Source organism: Gordonia malaquae (genome assembly GCF_037148075.1).
GTDB lineage: Bacteria > Actinomycetota > Actinomycetes > Mycobacteriales > Mycobacteriaceae > Gordonia > Gordonia malaquae.
This window is the reverse complement of record NZ_JBBCUB010000003.1, coordinates 145,964-163,963: the sequence shown is the minus strand read 5'-3', so window position 1 is coordinate 163,963 and position 18,000 is coordinate 145,964. Positions and strand designations below refer to the sequence as shown.

The window sequence follows — 18,000 nt, the reverse complement described above, 5'->3', positions numbered from 1 at the left end:
AGAGGAGTGAATAGTGCGTGACGTGTTCGATGCCGTCGTCGTGGGTTCGGGGCCGAACGGCCTGACCGCCGCCGCCACTCTCGCCGTCGCGGGCCGTCGCGTGCTGGTTCTCGAAGCCGCCGAGACGATCGGCGGAGGTGCGCGCACCGATGAGGCGTTCGGCGCCGGAATCCGTCGCGATGTGTGCTCGGCAGTGCACCCGACGGGGTTCGTCTCGCCGGCCTTCGCAGATCTCGATCTCACCGTCCACGGCCTGCGGTGGTGCATTCCGGACGTGTCGATCGCGCACGTCGCCGATGGCGACGTGATCGCCGTGAGACGCGAAAAGCATTCCCTCGCAGAGGAGTTCGGCGTGGATGCGACGCGCTGGGAGCGGCTTGTCACACCATCGACTCAGCCCGCTGCGCTCGCCGACGACATACTCGCCATGCCCGCCATTCCACGCAGGACCCTCGATATGGCCAGGTTCTCGCCCGCTGCGCTGGCACCGGTTGATGTGCTTGCGAAGGCGTTCCGCACCGACCGCGCCGCCGCCGCGTTCGCGGCGATCGCCGCTCACGGGATTCGGCCGTTGTCCACGCTCGGCTCGTCGGCGGCCGGACTGCTTCTGGGCATGCTGACCGAGACCGGCTGGCCGGTCGCCGAGGGCGGTTCGCAGGCGATCGTCGACGCGCTGGCCGCCGTCGTCGTCGGACACGGCGGACGGATCGAGACCGGAGTCGAAGTGACCGAGCGGGCGCAGCTGCCGGCCGACGCCGACCTGTTCTTCGACACCTCGCCCGCGGTGGTTCAGCGTGTCATCGGCGACGCGTTGCCGCGTCGCTACGCACGAGCATTGCGCCGCTTCGACTACGGTCCGGGTGTCTGCAAGGTCGACTTTCTGCTCTCTGAGCCGATCCCGTGGGCGCATCGCCCGGACGTCATGGCCGCCACCGCTACGTTCCACCTCGCCGACGACCTCGCCCACATCCGCACGACGGAGGCCGATGTCGCCGCAGGTCGAGTCCCGCGCCGGCCGTGGGTACTCGGCGGTGAGCCGACCCGAGTGGATCCGACCCGGGCGCCCGCGGGCACGCACCTCGCTTGGGCGTACTGCCATGTGCCCGCCGGGTGCGACGTCGACATGTCGGCGGCTGTCATTGCGGCGATCGAACGCCGTGCGCCGGGCTTCAGCGACATCGTCGACGGCGCGATCGTGACGACGGCCGCCGACTTCGCCGTCCACAACAGCAACTACATCGCCGGTGACATCAACTGTGGGGCGGCGAGCCTGCGACAACTGCTCGTGCGTCCGATCCTGTCGCAGACTCCCCAGTTCACGGGCCTGCCCGGCGTCTACCTGTGCTCGTCGGCGACGGCGCCCGGCGGGGGAGTCCACGGCATGTCGGGGCGTCGCGCCGCTGTTCACGCGCTGCACGTGGGACGCTGACAGCTCAGTGTTTCGGCGAGCGCTCCAGATGGATGAACGCCTGCACGTGGACGTCTGATCCGACCAGAGCATCCGCGATCTGGCTGGTCGCACGGCCGACGCGTTCGGCGATGTCGGCGTAGCTCCGATCGGGTCGCGCCGTCACCTCCACTCGGATGATCTTCCGCGACCGGTCGTCGAGCGCACGAGCCGACACCTTCTGGAACATCGTGTCACTCGCGAGGTCGTCGGCGACGGCGGACGCGATGAGTTTGGGCGCGATCACCAGCTCTCCGCTCGGGTCGGATCCGTCGAGTTCAAGATCGTCGACCGCTCGGGGTCTGATGGTGGACCCGATGAGGACGAGGCCCCAGATGAGAGAGACGACAACCACGCCCGCGAGCACGGCCGTCCACCATCCGCTACCGGAGAGGCGGTCGATCGACGACGGGTCGAAGCGGTCGACCCAATCGGAGACAGGCCTGACCCCGAACCGATGCGCGAGGGCCGCTCCACCCACGGCGATCAGAAGCAAGCCGATCAATGCGGTAGACAAGCGGTGAAATGACGCGGGTGTGCGGTTCATCGTCGACCTCCACGTGAGTGAACGAATCGGACCTTCACCCGGGGCGACGACTCGAGCTCGGCGACGACCCCCTCGACGGCGGCTTGAACGGCGGACCGGTCCACGTCGTCGCGGCAGTGCACGGTGCTCTTCACGCGCCGTCGAGTGACGACGGTCGTCGCGTGATCGACGCCGGCCACGTCGTCGGCCGCAGCGCTGCAGCGACGTGCGACGTCGATGCGCCTGGTCCACATCACGTCGTGCCCTGCGAGTCGGAGGTGCGTGGGCTTACGCGGCTTCGCCGCGAGCACGAGCAGCACGACACCGACGACGACCAGCGCGATGACCGTCGGCCAGGCCCATGATTCCCACGACGCGTCCGACGAACGTTCAGCGAGGTCGCCGAGCCACGGCGGTCCCTGCGCCCAGCCGGCCGTGACCACGAGATCGCGGATCGCCACCCCGCACAGGACCAGCAGGGCCGCGCCGAGCACAGCCCCGAACACCGCAGCGCCGGGGAGGCCGGACGGCCTGAACACACGACGGTCCGAGATGTCGGCCGACCCCGACGGGTCCGCCGTTCGAGTGCGTGTCATGAGGTCTCCTCCTCCAATCGATGTGATTCGGCGCGGGTGTCGGCGTCGGCCAATGCGGGCAGGTCGATGTACCCGTTCTTCCGACGCGAGACTTCACCGCGTGGGACGAGGTGTCTCACCGTGACATCGACCCGCACTGGCCGGTCGCCGGTGTACTCTTCGAGCTCGTCCGCCACACGACTGCGGATCTCCCGGGTCAGACGCGTGACCTCGGACGGCCACGTGAGCGCCACCGTCAGTGAGAGCCGACGGGCGCTGCCCACCGAGTCGACGGTCGCTCTCGGCAGGTCTGCGCCGATGCCGAGTCGGTCTCCGGCGGCGCCGAGCAGCGAGCCGACGGTGTCCTGGTGCCGGACCACCCCGTCGACGTTCAACGCCGCCCGGGTCGCGATCTTCTCGACGACTCTGTCGGCGATGACCAGCGCGCCGGGTGGGTCCGCCATCGGCCGGTCAGCCACGGCCCCTGCTCCGCACCACGGCGCCCAGATCGATCACTCCGTCGCGGTGCAGACCGACGACGGTGCCGATCGCGCCGAGCACCAGTGCGACGGTCAGCCCCCAGAAACCGCCCGTCGTCGCCGCGATGGCCAACAGCAGGCCCGCGAACAGGCCGATGACTGCATTGTTCTTCATCATCCCGCCTTCCGATCAGATTCGACGTCTTCGACGACGACCGCGAACTCCTTGCCGGTGATCTCCTCGGCCGCCTCTCGCGCAGCAGTCGCGACCGATTGCAGGTCGTGAGCGAGATCGACCACCAGGTGGACCTCTCCGTCGTCATCGCGGATCGCGATGCCCGGAACGCGCCGGCCCGGGAGGTATGTGGCCACTTCACCGAAGAGACCGCTGTGGAGGTCGACCACGCCGGGTATGGCGAGCACGGCCTCGGCGATCCGCTCGGCGGTGGACTCGTCGCTCATCACTCGACCCTCCGCGACGAACCGGACGGCTCCACCTCGTCACCGAAGTTCACGTCGTGGACGGTCACGTTGACCTCGGTCACTTCGAGTCCCGTCATCTGCTCGATCGCGCTGATCACGTTGCGCCGGATGGCTGCTGCCAGTTGATGAATGGCGACGCCGTACTCGGCGACGATCGACACGTCGACGGCTGCCTGGCGTTCGCCGACCTCCACATCGATGCCCTGGGTGGCGCTGACGCCGGTGCCGGGCAGTACCTCCCGGACCTTGCCGACCACACGCTCGGTGGTGCCGCCGACGTCGTAGACGCCGTCGATCTCGCGCGCTGCGATGCCCGCGATCTTCGCCACGACGATGTCGGCGATCGACGTACGGCCACGATCGCCTGCGGTGTCACGCCGTGCGATCTCGCGACCTGCGGAGGACTTCTGCTCTGTCGTGACGGCGGCGTCCGCCTTGTTCTCGGCTGCAGGTGCGGTGGTGGTTGCGTTCTCTGACACGCGAACTCCTTTGTCCATGGCGTAATGCCGGTTCATTGTGCGGCGCACGGATCACGACCCCTCGTCCGACGGCGTCGGAACACGCGATCCGTGTGTATGGTCAGTCGCAGGGAGGCGGGGAAGTTGCACGCATGATGTCACGTGATCCCCATCACACGGGGGAAATGGACCTGGGCGAGCTCAGCGACGACGAGCTCGCCGCGACTGCTGCGGTCGGCGACACTGAAGCGTTCGCAGTGCTGGTCCGACGCATGTCACCGGTTCTGCTCCGCTACATGCGGAGGATGGTGAGCGACCCTCAGGTCGCCGAGGATCTCGCTCAAGAGACTCTTCTCGATACCTGGAAAGCACTGCCGGACTTCGGATTCCGTAGCTCTTTCCGGACGTGGATGTTCGCTGTCGCACACCGGAAGACGGTCGACCACTATCGGAAGCGACGGGACCTGCCCGTGTCCGACGAGCGATTCGTCGACCTGCTCGCCAAGGGGCCGGAGCCCGCCGACATGGCGGAGCACTCGGCCCTGATGGACGCGTTGCGCGCTGAACTCGAGAACCTTCCGTACGCCTCGCGGGCCGCCTGGTGGCTGAAGGAGGTGGAGGGTCTCACCATCGACGAGATCGCCCAGGTGCTCCGGGTCAGCACGGGCTCGGTCAGGGGTCACCTGCAGCGAAGTCGGAAGTTCCTGGTGACCCGACTAGCACCGTGGCAGCCTGGTGCGAAGCCCTCCGAGAGTGACAGACCGGCTGCCCGCGGGAAAGGAGAACGGCCGTGAACGACGCCAAGCGTGACGATCAGAGCGCCGACCCGACCGACGGCTGGCTGGTGGACGCCGTGCGAGACCAGCAGGAGCCGGACAGCGACGTGGAACGGCTCATCTCGTCGATCTCATCGGGCCTCGGCCGGGTGCGCCGACCTGCGCGCTCACTCGTCGCCGACGCGCCGGGCGTGTGGGTGAGTGACAGAGTCCTCAAACAACTCATCGCAGTCCGCGTCCGTCGCACGATCGGAAGGCTTGTGGTGTTCGCGTCGGTGGACGGCCCCGACGATCGTGTCGACGCTGTCCGGATGGGTTTGATCGCCCGGTATGCGGACGATCTCGTCGCGCTGTCCGATCAGGTGCGCGACATCGTGGACGACGTTCTCATCTCGACGATCGGGACGCACGCGAGTGCCGCGGCCCGGTCGGATGTGACGGTCCGCTGGCAAGACCTGTACACACGGGAGTGGCTCGACTGAACCGGTCTCAGCCGGCGCGGCTGTCGCGCCAGCGGACCAGGCTCTCGACGACAGAGAGGTCGTAGTCGGGGCCGTTGACGGCGAGCGTCAGCAGACTCACGCCCTCCGCGGTGATGGCGTCGCCGAATCGCTTCAGCTCGTCGACGCCACCGTCGGCCTTCAACTCCGCGGACCGCTCGATGGTTGACGGGTCGCGGCCAACGGCAGCGCAGTGTTCGGCGAGGATCGCCGACTTGTGTCGGTAGGTCTCGACATCCACGAACGAATGCCAGATGTCGGCATGCGCGGCGACATGCCGCAAGGTCTTCTTCTCGCCGCCTCCGCCGATCAGCACGGGGATCTTGCGCACGGGCTGCGGGTTCAGTTGAGCCATTCGCGACTCGATGCGTGGCAACGACTCGCCGAGAGCGTCCAGTCGCTTTCCGGTGGTGGTGAAGTCGTAGCCGTACTCGTCGTAGTCGCGCTTGAACCAGCCGCTGCCGATCCCGAGGATCAGGCGGCCGTTCGAGATCCGGTCCACCGTCCGCGCCATGTCGGCGAGCAGCTCCGGATTCCGGTAGCTGTTGCACGCGACGAGGGGGCCGAACTCGATGCGTTCGGTCTGTTCCGCCCATGCGCCGAGCATCGTCCAGCATTCGAAGTGAGCACCGTCGGGATCGCCGGACAGCGGGAAGAAGTGGTCCCAGTTGAAGACGACGTCTACGCCGATGTCTTCTGCGCGGCGGACTGCGTCGCGAATGAGGTTGTAGTCGGGGGAGTGCTGGGGCTGGAGCTGGACACCGATGCGCACAGGGAATGTCATGGCTCCAGTGTGCACCCGGACCCGCTTCTTGCGTCATACGCAAATGTGCATGACAGTTCGGCATGCTGGCCGATACGTTGTGAATATGAGCCACGACCACGATCATCACGCCGCCCCGACGCAGGCGCCCCGCCATCCCGAGTCCGCCCAGGAATGGGACGAGCGTTACCGCATGTCAGACCGGATCTGGACGACAAACGTGAATCCCGCACTCCTCGTGGAGGCCGACTCGCTCCAGCCCGGTTCGGCGCTCGACGTCGGCTCCGGTGAGGGCGCCGACGCTCGTTGGCTCACCGGCAAGGGATGGGCCGTGACAGCGGTCGACATCTCGCAGGTAGCCATAGACCGAGCGCGCGAAGCTGACCCGAAGGGGACCATCTCGTGGAATCGAGTGGACCTGGCTGTCGAACCCGTCCCGAACGCGCCGTTCGACCTGGTCTCGGCGTTCTACTTCCCGATCCCGCAGGGACGTCGAGTGCTGGTGGATGCGCTGATCGGCGCGGTCGCCCCCGGCGGGACCCTGCTCGTCGTCGCCCACGAAGCCGAGGGAATGCGTGCTCACGGCTTCGACCCGGCCGACTTCTTCCAGCCGGCCGACATCGCGGGCCTCCTCGGCGACGGCTGGGTCGTCGAGGTCTCCGAAGTGCGTCCGCGCGGGATCGCCGCGGGCAACGGTGCGCACATCAACGACGAAGTGCTCAAGGCCCGACGCCTCGCATAACGCCGGTCTCGCGACTCCGCTCCTCCCCGCGTCTTGAGCGCGCGGCCCGTACCTGCTCCTTTGGTGAGCGGCCTCCACCTGCTCCTTGAGCGAGCGAAGCGAGTCGAAAGGCTCCTGCGGCAGCACCTTTCGACTCGCAAGCTCGCTCAAGGAGCAGGGGACGTGCGGGTCGTTCAAGGAGCAGGGGACGTGCGGGTCGTTCAAGGAGCAGTGACTCAGGGAAATCCGCACGGCTTCAGATCCAGCCGAGTTCTCGCGCCTTGACGGCGGCCTCGTAGCGATTCGCGACGGCGAGCTTGGCCATCGCCGACGAGAGGTAGTTGCGGGTGGTGCCGGGCGACAGGTGAGCGCGCGCCGCGATCTCGTCGATCGACGAGCCGTCGATCGCGAACTCGAGCACATCGGCTTCGCGTGCGGTGAGCACCGAGTCGCCGGTGGAGATCGCTTCCGCGGCGAGCTCCGGATCGACGTAGCGCCCGCCGTCGTGCACCGAGCGGATCACCGCGGCGAGTGTCTCCGCCGACGCTGTCTTGGGCAGAAACCCGCGAACGCCGACCGACAATGCACGTTTCAGATATCCGGGGCGGCCGTGGCTCGTCACGATGAGTGTCCCTGCATCCGGCGACATCGCCAGGATCTGCTGAGCGACCTCGATGCCGTCGATGCCGGGAAGCTGCAGGTCGAGGACGGCGACCGCAGTCGGGAGACCGTCGTCGATCCGTGCCCGCCACAGGCGGACGAGGTCTTCTCCGGTGCTGACGTCGGCGACCACGTCGAGGTCGTCCTCCATCCCGAGCATGGTGGCCAGGGCCGACCGGATGAGGGTCTCGTCGTCGGCCAGTAGAACCGGAATCATGTCGTCTCCCAACGAACGTCCAGGGTGAAGGCTCCATCATCGGAAGCTGTGGTCACGGCACCGCCGACCGCGGCGAGGCGCTCGGACAGGCCGAGGAGACCGGATTGGGCTCCGATCGGAACGACGACACCGTTGTTGGTCAGCTTCATCCCGGACGAGCCGAGATCAAGTGTCGCAGTGGTGGCCGATGAATGCCGGACGATGTTGGTGGTCCCTTCGCGGACCACCCATGCGGCCGCTTCGTGGAGCCGCTCCGGGACGTCCTCCGGTCGACCCGCGACCATCAGGTCGCAGCCCGCGGCGGCTAGGAGAGACCGGGCCCCGGCGACCTCTCCCGTCAGATCGATCCCGCGGTAGCCGCGGACCAACGAGCGCATCTCCTCCATGGACGACACGGCGAGAGCTTTGACCTCGTCCATCTCGGCGGCTGCGCGCTCGGAGGCACCGGCGCGCAGAAGGCGAGACGCGAGTTCGCTCTTCACCGCGATCGTGGAGAAGCCGCGGCCCACCACGTCGTGCAGGTCGCGCGCGAACCGCAGCCGTTCCTCGGCGACCTCGAGTTCGGCTTGCGTCCGGCGGGCCTCGTCGAGGTCGTCGACGATCCGCAGCGCCCACAGCGACGCCCGTGTGGTCCCGCAGCAGAACACGGCCACGAGTGCCGGGGGCAGCACGTTCACCAGCCGATCGTCCGGGGCGCCAGAAACGATCGCGGTGATGAGGGCGATCGCGGTGAGGGCCTCCCAGCGTCTTGCCATGAACGGAAGCAGGGCTGCAGCGGCGAGCACCACCACGAACCAGGCGCCACCGCGAGCGAACGCGACGGCGTCGCCGGTCGATGAACGCACCGCGACCAGCCCGGCGAGCCATGATCCGATGAACCCGACCGTGGCGACGCCGGCCAGCCAGGTGTCCAGGCGTGGTTGATCACGCCCGGTCAACTCGGGTCGGGCCTCGAAAGCCATCAGTGCCGACACCGTCGCCGTCAACATCACGGCAAGCACACCCGCGTGCTCGCGGAGATTGGCGGCGGCGAGCACACCCACCATCGTGACCACGCCGAGCAGTGTCGCCCGGGTGTAGGCCCGATACTTGGCCGGTTCGGACAAGCGGGCCCACCGTCCGGGCGTCAGGTTCATCCGCGGTCGTCCCAGCGGAACGACTTGTAGACGAGAGCGATCGCGAGTGCGGTCCATATGACAAGTGTCGCAACCGGACCGGCGGAATCGGCGAACGTCCCGCTCACGGTGCCGTCCGACGCGCCGAGGCGGACCAGGTCGGACACCGCGGCGTAGGGCGTCCACCCGACGATGTCGGCGGCGCGGTCGGGCAGGGCGTCGCGAATGTTGCCCATCCCGATCATCGCCAGGGCCATGACCGGCAGGGACGTGATCTGTGCGGCCTCGGCGTTCTTCGTGAATCCGCTGGTGGCGAGGGCGAGCAATCCGAACACGGGCACTCCCGCGGCCAGGCCGAGCGCTATGAGAAGCGGATTCGCCGGAGCGGGGGCGCCGGAACCGTAGACGACGGCCGCGACCACAAGCGACGAGGCGGCGGTCACCGTCACGCCCGGCACGTTGGGTGCGGCGAGTATCTGCCAATCGGCCGCCTCACCGGTTCGCAGTCGTTTCAGCACGCCTTCGCCACGGCGTGTCGTGACCATCGACAACACCGTGTAGAACTGCACGAACACCAGGGCGTACAGCGCGAACATGTCGAACGTCGCCGCTACCGAGTCGTGAGTGACGCCGTTGCTGCGGGAGAGCAGAAAGATCGTGAGTGGCAGGAGGACGGGGAACACGACGCCCATCACCACGAGCGTCCTGTTACGGAGGAACTGACGGAACTCGGCGCGTGCGAGTGAGTACAACGGGCGGCGTCGGAAGGTGTCTGCAGTGGTCATCGGTCTGCTCCGGTCGTCGCAAGGGTGGTCTCGCCGGCGATGTCGAGGAACACCGACTCGAGTGATGCGGCTCGGGCCGCCAGGCCCGACAGGTGCACGTCGGCGGTATCGGCCCAGGTCAACAGTCTGTGCAGGTCGCGCTGGAGCGCGAAGGTGCGGATCTCGACTCGGCCCGCTTCGGAATGCATGCCGCTGAACTCCGGGAGCGCGACGTCCGGGGCGTCGAACGTGACGGTGGACGGGTGCGCGTCGACGATGTCGCGCAGTGTTCCTTCTCGCGAGACGGATCCGGCGTGCATGATCGCGATGCGGTCCGCGAGTGCCTCGGCTTCATCGAGGTAGTGGGTCGTCAGAACCATCGTGACGCCCTCGGCCTTGAGGTCGGCGAGCAGCGTCCAGGTGGCGCGCCGGCTCTCGGGATCGAGACCGGTGGTCGGCTCGTCGAGGAAGAGCAGGCGTGGACGTCCGAGCAGCGCACAGGCCAGGTCGACGCGGCGCTGCTCCCCGCCGGACAGCGAACCGACTCGGACGCCTGCCCGGTCCGCGAGGCTCACCTTCTCTAGAACGTCGTCCACGGTGGTCGGATGGCTGCATGTGCCGCGCCACATCTCGAGTGTCTCGACGACGGTCAGTTCGGCGGGCAGTCCTCCGGACTGCAGCATGATGCCTACGTCTGGACGGACCGCCCGCCGATCGTTGACGGGGTCGAGTCCGAACACCGCGACCGCGCCGTCGTCCGGCGTTGCCAGGCCTTCGAGGAGATCGAGGGTCGACGTCTTGCCTGCTCCGTTGGTTCCGAGCAGCGCGAACACCTCGCCCTCGTCGACGGTGAGGTCGACACCGCGCACTGCGTGATAGGCAGCGTCGCCGTGCCCGTACCAACGGTGCAGGTTGTGGGCGTCGATGATCGCGGTCATCGTTGTGCCCACTTGTCGCGAGTGCCGACACCCCAGCGCACGGCCATGATCGCGCCGACGATGCCGACTGCGAACGCACCCGCGGCCAGGGGCGGCTGCACGATGACGAGCACCAATCCGATGAGGACGGCGGTCACGGCGATCACGAACAGCTCTCGGGATCGTGTCGGTGCCGGGCCGAGGCGGCAGCAGTCCATGAACAGGTCGTGGAACGAGGCGTCGCGGAGCCCGGGTTCGGGTCTGGGGGACCGTCCTGCGGAGGGTGTTGTGTTCATGCCTCAAGCCTCGCGGCCGACCGGCGTGTGCAGTAGTGCGCCGAGTCATCGGTTCGTGTGTGCTCGTCATGGAACTCCGATGACATCTGTCATATCGACCGTCGGAGATTGTCATACCGGGGTGCCATGATCGCTGCATGAGGATCGAACAGTTCGAACGCGCCGACGCGTCGATCCTCCACGCCGACCTCGACTCGTTCTACGCGTCAGTCGAGCAACGCGACCACCCGCACCTTCGTGGGCGTCCCGTGCTCGTCGGGGGCGGCGTCGTGTTGGCGGCGAGTTACGAGGCGAAAGCCGTCGGCGTCCGATCCCCGATGCCCGGTCATGAGGCGCGAGCTCTGTGTCCGACGGCGGTGACGATGCCCCCGCGATTCGACGCGTACATGGAGGCGTCGAAGGCAGTGTTCAACGTCTTTAGGGACGTGACACCGCTGGTGGAGGGCATATCGGTCGACGAGGCGTTTCTCGACGTTTCCGGACTGCGCAAGATCAGTGGAACTCCGGTCGAGATAGCGGAGCGCCTTCGGGAGCGTGTCCGGCTCGACGTCGGTCTGCCGATCACCGTGGGTGTGGCGCGCAGCAAGTTCCTGGCGAAGGTCGCGAGTGCTGTCGGGAAGCCGGACGGACTTCTGCACGTGGAGGCGGGACGTGAACTCGACTTTCTGCATCCGCTTCCCGTGCGGCGGTTGTGGGGTGTGGGAGCGAAGACGGAGGCGCGACTCTATGACGCCGGGATCTCCACTGTGGGGCAGATCGCGGAGTTGGGGGAGTCGCGCATGTGCGGGCTTCTCGGCCGCGGTACGGGCGCGCACTTGTACGCCCTGTCGATGGCCCGCGACCCGAGGCGGGTCGAGACGGGCCGACGACGCCGATCGATCGGGGCACAACGAGCGCTCGGACGTCGGATCAAGTCGGAGTCCGATATCGAGGCGACGCTGTTGGCGATCGTCGACCGCCTCGGCGCCAGGCTTCGCAAGGCCGACCGACTGACGCGGACCGTGGTCCTCCGACTTCGGTTTCAAGACTTCGACGCGGTCACCCGATCCCGCTCACTGCCCGATCCGACGGACTCGACGGAGACGATCCTCGCGGTGGCGCGCGGGCTGCTCGATGATGCGATGCCGATCGTCCGGGAACGAGGCTGCACACTGATCGGGCTGTCTTTGACGAATCTCGCCGACCACGGGGCCGTCCAACTCACCCTGCCGTTCGACGGAGACGATCACGCCGCCGCGCTCGACGTCGCCGTCGACTCCCTGCGCGGCAAGTTCGGCCGCGACGCCGTCACCCGCGGCGCACTGATCAACCGCCACCACGGCGACGACGCCCCGATGCTCCCCGACTAGCCCCGCCGTCGAGGCGATCCCCTGCCCACTGCTGCTCAACCGACGCTCGCCCCGCCACTCCTCGAGCGAGCTGGCCCACTGCTCGAGCGAGCTGGCCCCCACTGCGCCTTGAGTGAGCCGGTTCCCCACTGCTCATTGAGCGAGCTTGCGAGTCGAAAGGTTTTGCAGCACAGACCTTTCGACTCGCTCCGCGGGTCCTGAGCGAGCGCAGCGAGACGAAGGGCGCTCAAGGAGCAGTAGGACTGCGGCTAGAACGCGGCCTCTGCGGCGGGGCGGGCGGCGTCGGCGACTAGTGGCGTGAGGGAGAGGCGGGATCGGCGCTCGAGGACATCATCCACAGTGATCGCGCCCTCGGCGTGCACACCGAACACGAACTCGGCCCCGGTCACTTCGGTGCCGTCGGCCACCGGTGCGGCGAGGACCGGGTTGGATGCCCCGAGGTCGACGACGGCCGGCGCTTCCGTCCCGTACTTCGCGACCAAACGATCGGGCGCGTTGACGGCGGCGAGGACGTCGGGTCCTGCGGCTCCGACCAGTGGCAATGTGCGTGTCCGGCATGCGGATGCGGTGAGGCCTGACGCCTTGATCGCTGCGTCGACGGCGTCCTGCGCCATGCGACGGTAGGTGGTCAGCTTTCCGCCGACCACGGTCACCAGCCCGTCGTCACGTGTGAGGACAGCGTGCTTGCGCGACACGTCGGACGTCTCGCCCGATCTGGAATCGAGAAGCGGACGCAGCCCGGAATAGGTGCCGATCACGTCGTCACGGGTCAGCGGTATGCCGAGTGCGAGGTTCACTGTATCGAGGAGGAAGTCGATCTCCGACTCCTCCGGCTGCGGAACGTCGGGGATCTCACCGTCGGCCTCCTCGTCGGTGAGCCCGACGTACACGCGGCCGTCGGCCTGCGGAAGGGCGAAGACGTAGCGGCCGAAATGGCCGGGCACGGCGACGGTGAGTCCAGCCGTCAGACCGTTGAAGCTGTCCTGGCTCATCACTAGATGGGTGCCGCGGCTCGGACGAAGGGCGATCGCGGAGTCGACTTGCGCGGCCCACACACCCGTCGCGTTCACGACGGCCTTCGCGCGGATCCCGAAGCTGGCACCGGTGAGTTCGTCGGTCACATCGACAGATGTCCCGGTCACCTGGTCGGCGCGGGCGTGGGTGAGGACAGTCGCCCCGAGCGAAGCCGCGGACCGCGCGATTCCGATGACGAGGCGGGCGTCGTCGTTGAGCTGTCCGTCCCAGTTCAGGAGCCCGCCGCGCAGTCCGTCCTGCTTGACGGTCGGCGCGAGGTCAACAACCTCGGCGGCGGAGATGCGGCGTGAGCGGGCCAGCGTGGACGACGGAGTCTTGGCGGCGATTCGCAGTGCGTCACCGGCCAGGAAACCGGTCCGCGTCAGGGCAGCGTTGAAGAAGTTGACGTCCTTCGTCAGCGGCACCACCTGCGGCAGCGGCCGCACCAAGTGCGGAGCGATCTTGCAGATCAACGCGTCACGCTCTACAGCGCTCTCGTATGCGATGCCGACGGCGCCGGACGCCAGGTAGCGAAGGCCGCCGTGCACGAGCTTCGATGACCACCGGCTGGTGCCGAACGCGAGATCACGGCTCTCGATGAGCACCGTCGACAAGCCGCGGGAGACGGCGTCGAGGGCGACGCCGGCGCCGGTCACGCCCCCGCCGATCACCACGAGGTCAACTGCCGGCGATTCAGCGAGCCGAGCCAGGTCGGCGCTGCGACGAGTAGGTGACAGGAGCGACGACGGGTCGATGGACGGGTGGCCGGCGAGCAGGTCGAAGGTCATGGGCGGAGGTACCTTTCGAGGAGTTCCGAGAGTTCGTCGTCGAGCGCGTCGACGTCGTCGGGGTCGGTGAAGACGGGGCCGGTCAGCGCGAACGACCACGCCATCTGCAGGACGGTGGTCGCCATCCGGCCGGCGTCGCCGGCGCGGATCTCTCCTGTCGCCTGCCCTGCGGTCAGCAGGTGTTCGATCGTGTCGAGCTGGCTGCGCGACGTCCGGCCGGTGCGGTGGAGCAGGTACGGCATGAGGAACTCGGGATCCAGCTCGATGATCCTCTGCAGCAGGGGATGCTTCCGGGCGGCGCTCACGAGGTGCACGAGTCCGACGATCATCGACTCCCGCGTGGCGAGGCCCTCGCGAGCGGGTGACGCGGCCGCGATACGCGTGAACTCTCGCGTAGTGACTTGTGCGGCAAGCGATTCCACATTCGGAAAGCGCCGGTAGAGAGTCGCGCGGGACACCTCGGCGGTGCGCGCGACGTCGGCCATCGTGGTGCGGCGGATGCCGATGGTGGACATCAGCTTCGCCGCGGCATCGAGGATCACGTCCTCGCTGATCGCGTTCGCTGCGGTTCTCCCCTCGACTGCGCTCGGGGTGCGGGAGGAAGCGCTCGGGGTGCGGGACGAGGTCGAGGCCCCGTTGGCTCTCGCTCCATTGATTCGCTGCGACATCATATGTATAACTGTATCACCAACGCTGAATGGAAGGCCGAAAATGACCACGAGCGAGACCGCCGTCGACGTCGTCGACTTCACCCCGGGTCGCTGGGGCAACCCGAACGACCCGATGCACCTCTCCGACTCGGTGATCGGCGCGCTGACCATGCTCGGCATCAACGAAGCCGCGCCTGCACCGGTCGACCTGGTGATCCCCGCATCACGACTCGACGACGCCGCACTGGCCGACCTCGCCGCCACCGGCGCACAGGTCAGCACCGACGACACGCTTCGTGCTGCCCGCCTTCGTGGCTTCTCGACTCCTGACCTGCTGAAGTTCCGCGCCGGAGACGCCAGCGACGCGCCGGATGCGGTCGTCGCGCCGACCACCGCAGACCAGGTTGCCGCCGTCCTCGCCGTGTGCGACGCCGCGGGCATCGGCCTGAGCCCCTACGCGGGCGGCACCACCGTCACCGGTGGCCTCGTCCCCGACCGCACGCGCCCGATCATCAGCCTCGACCTCCGCCAGCTGACCGGACTGATCGCACTCGACGAGGTCTCGCAGATCGCCACCTTCGCCGCGGGCACGCGACTTCCCGACGCTGAGCGCCTGCTCGGCGAGCGCGGATTCGAGCTCGGGCACTTCCCTCAGTCGTACGAGGGCGCAACGGTCGGGGGCTGCGCCGTCACCCGCTCTGCCGGTCAATCGTCGATCGGCTACGGCCGCTTCGACGAAATGGTCGTCGGCCTGACTCTCGCGACCCCCGGCGGCGTCGCCGAGATCGGCACCGCTCCCAAGTCGGCCGCCGGCCCTGACCTGCGGCAGCTGGTCCTCGGCAGTGAAGGTGCATTCGGCGTGGTCACGCTGGTACGCGTGCGTGTCCACCCGGCGCCGGCGGTCCGACGCTTCTACGGCTGGCACTTCCCCGACTTCGTCGCGGGCGCCACCGCGATGCGTGCCCTCGCGCAGGCGAACGTCAAGCCCACCGTGCTGCGCCTGTCCGACGAGGCCGAGACCGGTCTCAATCTGGCGAACCCGTCGGCGGCAGGCTCGGCCAGCGGCCCCGTCGGGGGCTGCCTGATGGTCGTCGGGTTTGAAGGCGATCAGGCGGACGTCGAATGCCGCGACGCCTACGTGACCGCACGCCTCACTGAACTCGGCGGAACGCCGCTCGGAACCGAGCCGGGCGAGCATTGGCGGGAAGGCCGGTTCCGTGGTCCGTACCTGCGTGATCCGCTGCTCGACGCGGGTGCACTGGTGGAGACCTTGGAGACGGTGACCTTCTGGTCGAACATCGACAAGCTGAAGGCTGACGTCACAGCCGCGGTCACCGGCGCCCTCGGCGAGCAGGGCACGCCCGCCGTGGTCATGTGCCACATCTCCCACGTCTACCCGACCGGTGCGTCGCTGTACTTCACCGTGATCTCCAACGCTCTCGCCGATCCGCTCGAGCAGTGGGGGAAGGCGAAGGCGGCGGCGAACGCCGCGATCCGCGCGGCCGGCGCGTCGATCACTCACCATCACGCTGTCGGCACCGATCATCGCGGCACATACCTCGAAGAGATCGGCGACGTTCAGGTGACCGCGCTGCGTGCCGTGAAGAACGCACTCGACCCCAACGGGATCCTCAATCCCGGTATTCTGCTGCCGTGACCAGCGCTGACGCGCCGCGCATCGTCGCGGTGGTGAACCCGATCTCCGGTGGCGGGGCGGCCAAACAGCAGTGGCCTGCCGTCGCCGCGGAACTGGATCGGCTCGGCGTCTCCGACGTCGAGGTGATCGAGTCGGAATCGTCGGCGCACGCTACACGTGTGGCGACCGAAGCCGCGCGCAGTGGTGCGCTGACGGTTGCCGTCGGCGGAGACGGGCACGTCCGCGACGTGGCCGAAGGTGTGCTGGCGATCGACGGCGCGCAGATGGGCGTCGCTGCCGCCGGGCGTGGCAACGACCTCGTCCGCCACCTCGGGCTGCCGCTGGAGCCGACCGCCATCGCCGCGGTGCTGGCAGGTGGCCGAGTGCGGCGGATGGACGTGTTCGATGTGGAACGACCTGATGGGACCACTGCTGTCGCGGTCGGCAACGTGTACGTCGGCCTCGACTCGGTGGCGACCGAGTTGATCAACCGGCTTCGTTGGATGGGGCGGGTGTCGTACCGGATCGCACCGGTCCTGACCGCACTTCGGTGGAAGCCCTTCCAGGTGGCGCTCACCGTCGACGGAGTCCGTCACGAGTCGTCCGCGCACATCGTGGTGGTCGCGAACTCGGGCGACTACGGGCACGGGCTCCGCATGGTTCCCACGGCGTCGGTCGACAGCGGTGAGATCCAGGTGATGCTGATCCGCGGTGATCACTCGAAGTACCGCCTTGCGAGCCTAATGAAGCAGGCGAAGACGGGGGCGCACGCGGGACGAGAGGAGATCGAGTTCCTGTCCGGAACCGCGGTCACTCTCGACGCGGACCGGCAACTGCCCGTCCATGCCGACGGCGACCTGCTCAGCGCGTTCCCGGTGACCGTCACCGTCCGTCCCGGAGCGCTGCCGATCCTGGTGTAGTCGGCCTCAGGCGGTGAGCACGACCTTGCCGCCTGCGGCGCCGGACGCAACGAGTTCCAGGGCCTCACGCGCCTGAGCGAGTGGGAACGTCTGGGCGACAGGCACTTCCAGTTCGCCCGCGGCGAGGAGGATGATGAGCTCGGGGCGCACGGCATCGCGGAACGCGGTGCTCTCCGGGTCCATGCCCGCCACAGCGACGAAGCCGTGCCGGTCGGCGGCAGGCTTGTTCGCGGCTGTGATGATCCGCGACTTGTCAGACACGAGTGCCAACGACGCATCGGTCGCCTCGTCAGTGCCGGCGAGGTCGAGGGCGGCGTCGAAGGTCCAATCGCGGAGCCGGTCCACCAGTCCCGGGCCATAGGCGACGGGTGTCCCGCCGAACCGGCGCACCGCGTCGAGCCTTGAGGGGCTCGCCGTCCCGACGACGCGGACGCCACGGCGCGCCGCAAGCTGCAGAAGAGTCGCGCCGACCGCGCCCGACGCTCCGTGCACGAGGATCGTGTCACCGTCGGACGCTCCGCTGCGATGCAGCATGTCGGCAGCCGTCGTGCCGGCGAGGAGCAGTCCGGCTGCGCTGATGTCGTCGACGGAGTCGGGCAGGATGAAGGCCTTCTCGGCCGGGAACGTCAGCTCCGTCGCGTAACCGCCGTGCACGCGGAAGGCGACCACCCGGTCACCCGGCGCGAAGAGACCGGCCGCTGCGGATCCGACGTCGGTGACGACCCCGGCGATCTCATAGCCGACCGGCATCGGGTAGGCCGTAGCGCGTCGGGTGTGTTTGAGATCGGCCGGATTGACACCCGCCGCGCTGACCTCGACTCGCACCTCGTCCGGGCCCGGCGTCGCGGCCTCGACCTGCACGAACTCGAAATCGGCGAGCCCGTCGGGACCATTGCACCGCCATCGTCGACCCGTCATGTGCTCCGAGGGTAGACCGCCCGTTATT

General features: G+C 68.1%; 22 protein-coding genes. 7 read left to right on the top strand and 15 right to left on the bottom strand.

All coding sequences use genetic code 11. The annotated features are described in order from the left end of the window. The first annotated feature begins 13 nt into the window (after positions 1–13). Positions 14–1,429: a phytoene desaturase family protein gene (locus tag WFK36_RS12780; protein ID WP_336792122.1), complete on the top strand. Its 1,416-nt coding sequence runs from the start codon at positions 14–16 to the stop codon at positions 1,427–1,429. A 4-nt stretch (positions 1,430–1,433) separates the two neighbouring features. Here WFK36_RS12780 and WFK36_RS12775 read toward each other — a convergent pair whose 3' ends face one another. From WFK36_RS12775 to WFK36_RS12750, 6 genes are read right to left on the bottom strand one after another with little or no spacing between them, the layout of a single operon-like run. Then, positions 1,434–1,994 carry an Asp23/Gls24 family envelope stress response protein gene (locus tag WFK36_RS12775; protein ID WP_336792120.1) on the bottom strand — a complete coding sequence of 187 codons (561 nt, stop codon included), beginning with the start codon at positions 1,992–1,994 and terminating at the stop codon, positions 1,434–1,436. Further along, positions 1,991–2,569 (bottom strand): DUF6286 domain-containing protein, encoded by a 579-nt coding sequence (locus WFK36_RS12770; protein WP_336792118.1) that lies wholly within the window; start codon positions 2,567–2,569, stop codon positions 1,991–1,993. The genes WFK36_RS12775 and WFK36_RS12770 overlap by 4 nt, the downstream gene beginning before the upstream one ends. Continuing rightward, positions 2,566–3,027, bottom strand: a complete 462-nt coding sequence (locus WFK36_RS12765; RefSeq protein ID WP_336792116.1) for an Asp23/Gls24 family envelope stress response protein — start codon at positions 3,025–3,027, stop codon at positions 2,566–2,568. Before WFK36_RS12765 ends, WFK36_RS12770 begins: the two co-directional genes overlap by 4 nt. Next, positions 3,020–3,202 carry a DUF2273 domain-containing protein gene (locus WFK36_RS12760; protein WP_336792532.1) on the bottom strand — a complete coding sequence of 61 codons (183 nt, stop codon included), beginning with the start codon at positions 3,200–3,202 and terminating at the stop codon, positions 3,020–3,022. The genes WFK36_RS12765 and WFK36_RS12760 overlap by 8 nt, the downstream gene beginning before the upstream one ends. After that, complete coding sequence (locus tag WFK36_RS12755) at positions 3,202–3,489, bottom strand: hypothetical protein (RefSeq protein ID WP_008379421.1); 288 nt, start codon at positions 3,487–3,489, stop codon at positions 3,202–3,204. Before WFK36_RS12755 ends, WFK36_RS12760 begins: the two co-directional genes overlap by 1 nt. Continuing rightward, on the bottom strand, positions 3,489–3,989 hold the full coding sequence (locus tag WFK36_RS12750; protein WP_336792113.1) for an Asp23/Gls24 family envelope stress response protein: 501 nt from the start codon (positions 3,987–3,989) through the stop codon (positions 3,489–3,491). Before WFK36_RS12750 ends, WFK36_RS12755 begins: the two co-directional genes overlap by 1 nt. Before the next feature lie 131 nt (positions 3,990–4,120). On the opposite strand from WFK36_RS12750, the gene WFK36_RS12745 reads away from it, so the two are divergent. Both WFK36_RS12745 and WFK36_RS12740 read left to right on the top strand, forming a co-directional pair. Further along, positions 4,121–4,762 carry an RNA polymerase sigma factor gene (locus WFK36_RS12745; protein WP_336792111.1) on the top strand — a complete coding sequence of 214 codons (642 nt, stop codon included), beginning with the start codon at positions 4,121–4,123 and terminating at the stop codon, positions 4,760–4,762. After that, the gene (locus WFK36_RS12740) at positions 4,759–5,226 is read left to right on the top strand and encodes a hypothetical protein (protein WP_336792109.1); all 468 of its coding nucleotides are present in this window, start codon (positions 4,759–4,761) and stop codon (positions 5,224–5,226) included. The genes WFK36_RS12745 and WFK36_RS12740 overlap by 4 nt, the downstream gene beginning before the upstream one ends. Before the next feature lie 7 nt (positions 5,227–5,233). Here WFK36_RS12740 and WFK36_RS12735 read toward each other — a convergent pair whose 3' ends face one another. Beyond that, complete coding sequence (locus WFK36_RS12735) at positions 5,234–6,028, bottom strand: LLM class F420-dependent oxidoreductase (protein WP_336792108.1); 795 nt, start codon at positions 6,026–6,028, stop codon at positions 5,234–5,236. 85 nt (positions 6,029–6,113) lie between these two features. On the opposite strand from WFK36_RS12735, the gene WFK36_RS12730 reads away from it, so the two are divergent. Continuing rightward, the gene (locus WFK36_RS12730; protein ID WP_336792106.1) at positions 6,114–6,749 is read left to right on the top strand and encodes a class I SAM-dependent methyltransferase; all 636 of its coding nucleotides are present in this window, start codon (positions 6,114–6,116) and stop codon (positions 6,747–6,749) included. 235 nt (positions 6,750–6,984) lie between these two features. Here WFK36_RS12730 and WFK36_RS12725 read toward each other — a convergent pair whose 3' ends face one another. Genes WFK36_RS12725 through WFK36_RS12705 form a run of 5 tightly spaced genes read right to left on the bottom strand, consistent with a single transcriptional unit; the run spans position 6,985 to position 10,697 of the window. Next, positions 6,985–7,605 (bottom strand): response regulator transcription factor, encoded by a 621-nt coding sequence (locus WFK36_RS12725; protein WP_336792105.1) that lies wholly within the window; start codon positions 7,603–7,605, stop codon positions 6,985–6,987. Continuing rightward, on the bottom strand, positions 7,602–8,741 hold the full coding sequence (locus tag WFK36_RS12720) for a sensor histidine kinase (protein WP_336792104.1): 1,140 nt from the start codon (positions 8,739–8,741) through the stop codon (positions 7,602–7,604). The genes WFK36_RS12725 and WFK36_RS12720 overlap by 4 nt, the downstream gene beginning before the upstream one ends. Continuing rightward, entirely contained in the window at positions 8,738–9,505 is a 768-nt protein-coding gene (locus tag WFK36_RS12715) for an ABC transporter permease (protein ID WP_336792102.1), read from the bottom strand. Before WFK36_RS12715 ends, WFK36_RS12720 begins: the two co-directional genes overlap by 4 nt. Next, positions 9,502–10,422 carry an ABC transporter ATP-binding protein gene (locus tag WFK36_RS12710; RefSeq protein ID WP_336792101.1) on the bottom strand — a complete coding sequence of 307 codons (921 nt, stop codon included), beginning with the start codon at positions 10,420–10,422 and terminating at the stop codon, positions 9,502–9,504. The genes WFK36_RS12715 and WFK36_RS12710 overlap by 4 nt, the downstream gene beginning before the upstream one ends. Then, positions 10,419–10,697 (bottom strand): hypothetical protein, encoded by a 279-nt coding sequence (locus WFK36_RS12705; RefSeq protein WP_336792099.1) that lies wholly within the window; start codon positions 10,695–10,697, stop codon positions 10,419–10,421. Before WFK36_RS12705 ends, WFK36_RS12710 begins: the two co-directional genes overlap by 4 nt. Positions 10,698–10,834: 137 nt before the next feature. Here WFK36_RS12705 and dinB point away from each other — a divergent pair, with 137 nt between their 5' ends. Beyond that, positions 10,835–12,046, top strand: coding sequence for a DNA polymerase IV (dinB, locus tag WFK36_RS12700; RefSeq protein ID WP_336792098.1), 1,212 nt, complete (start codon positions 10,835–10,837; stop codon positions 12,044–12,046). 248 nt (positions 12,047–12,294) lie between these two features. On the opposite strand, the gene WFK36_RS12695 is transcribed toward dinB, so the two are convergent. Continuing rightward, the gene (locus WFK36_RS12695) at positions 12,295–13,848 is read right to left on the bottom strand and encodes a glycerol-3-phosphate dehydrogenase/oxidase (RefSeq protein WP_336792097.1); all 1,554 of its coding nucleotides are present in this window, start codon (positions 13,846–13,848) and stop codon (positions 12,295–12,297) included. Continuing rightward, complete coding sequence (locus WFK36_RS12690) at positions 13,845–14,519, bottom strand: TetR/AcrR family transcriptional regulator (protein ID WP_336792096.1); 675 nt, start codon at positions 14,517–14,519, stop codon at positions 13,845–13,847. The genes WFK36_RS12695 and WFK36_RS12690 overlap by 4 nt, the downstream gene beginning before the upstream one ends. A gap of 40 nt (positions 14,520–14,559) precedes the next feature. On the opposite strand from WFK36_RS12690, the gene WFK36_RS12685 reads away from it, so the two are divergent. Together WFK36_RS12685 and WFK36_RS12680 are read left to right on the top strand one after the other, a co-directional pair. Further along, positions 14,560–16,155, top strand: a complete 1,596-nt coding sequence (locus tag WFK36_RS12685; RefSeq protein WP_336792095.1) for an FAD-binding oxidoreductase — start codon at positions 14,560–14,562, stop codon at positions 16,153–16,155. Continuing rightward, on the top strand, positions 16,152–17,054 hold the full coding sequence (locus WFK36_RS12680; protein ID WP_336792094.1) for a diacylglycerol/lipid kinase family protein: 903 nt from the start codon (positions 16,152–16,154) through the stop codon (positions 17,052–17,054). The genes WFK36_RS12685 and WFK36_RS12680 overlap by 4 nt, the downstream gene beginning before the upstream one ends. Positions 17,055–17,060: 6 nt before the next feature. Here the strand turns inward: WFK36_RS12680 and WFK36_RS12675 are convergent, their stop codons facing one another. After that, positions 17,061–17,972: a quinone oxidoreductase family protein gene (locus tag WFK36_RS12675; RefSeq protein WP_336792092.1), complete on the bottom strand. Its 912-nt coding sequence runs from the start codon at positions 17,970–17,972 to the stop codon at positions 17,061–17,063. Positions 17,973–18,000 lie beyond the last annotated feature (28 nt).

What these genes read in the sequence shown, in the direction of transcription:
- WFK36_RS12770 (WP_336792118.1), bottom strand. Translation starts at nt 2,569, where the DNA reads ATGACACGCACTCGAACGGCGGACCCGTCGGGGTCGGCCGACATCTCG.
- WFK36_RS12715 (WP_336792102.1), bottom strand. Translation starts at nt 9,505, where the DNA reads ATGACCACTGCAGACACCTTCCGACGCCGCCCGTTGTACTCACTCGCA.
- WFK36_RS12745 (WP_336792111.1), top strand. Translation starts at nt 4,121, where the DNA reads ATGATGTCACGTGATCCCCATCACACGGGGGAAATGGACCTGGGCGAG.
- WFK36_RS12725 (WP_336792105.1), bottom strand. Translation starts at nt 7,605, where the DNA reads ATGATTCCGGTTCTACTGGCCGACGACGAGACCCTCATCCGGTCGGCC.
- WFK36_RS12710 (WP_336792101.1), bottom strand. Translation starts at nt 10,422, where the DNA reads ATGACCGCGATCATCGACGCCCACAACCTGCACCGTTGGTACGGGCAC.
- WFK36_RS12675 (WP_336792092.1), bottom strand. Translation starts at nt 17,972, where the DNA reads ATGACGGGTCGACGATGGCGGTGCAATGGTCCCGACGGGCTCGCCGAT.
- WFK36_RS12775 (WP_336792120.1), bottom strand. Translation starts at nt 1,994, where the DNA reads ATGAACCGCACACCCGCGTCATTTCACCGCTTGTCTACCGCATTGATC.
- WFK36_RS12705 (WP_336792099.1), bottom strand. Translation starts at nt 10,697, where the DNA reads ATGAACACAACACCCTCCGCAGGACGGTCCCCCAGACCCGAACCCGGG.
- WFK36_RS12735 (WP_336792108.1), bottom strand. Translation starts at nt 6,028, where the DNA reads ATGACATTCCCTGTGCGCATCGGTGTCCAGCTCCAGCCCCAGCACTCC.
- WFK36_RS12755 (WP_008379421.1), bottom strand. Translation starts at nt 3,489, where the DNA reads ATGAGCGACGAGTCCACCGCCGAGCGGATCGCCGAGGCCGTGCTCGCC.
- WFK36_RS12685 (WP_336792095.1), top strand. Translation starts at nt 14,560, where the DNA reads ATGACCACGAGCGAGACCGCCGTCGACGTCGTCGACTTCACCCCGGGT.
- WFK36_RS12695 (WP_336792097.1), bottom strand. Translation starts at nt 13,848, where the DNA reads ATGACCTTCGACCTGCTCGCCGGCCACCCGTCCATCGACCCGTCGTCG.
- WFK36_RS12730 (WP_336792106.1), top strand. Translation starts at nt 6,114, where the DNA reads ATGAGCCACGACCACGATCATCACGCCGCCCCGACGCAGGCGCCCCGC.
- WFK36_RS12690 (WP_336792096.1), bottom strand. Translation starts at nt 14,519, where the DNA reads ATGATGTCGCAGCGAATCAATGGAGCGAGAGCCAACGGGGCCTCGACC.
- dinB (WP_336792098.1), top strand. Translation starts at nt 10,835, where the DNA reads ATGAGGATCGAACAGTTCGAACGCGCCGACGCGTCGATCCTCCACGCC.
- WFK36_RS12720 (WP_336792104.1), bottom strand. Translation starts at nt 8,741, where the DNA reads ATGAACCTGACGCCCGGACGGTGGGCCCGCTTGTCCGAACCGGCCAAG.
- WFK36_RS12760 (WP_336792532.1), bottom strand. Translation starts at nt 3,202, where the DNA reads ATGAAGAACAATGCAGTCATCGGCCTGTTCGCGGGCCTGCTGTTGGCC.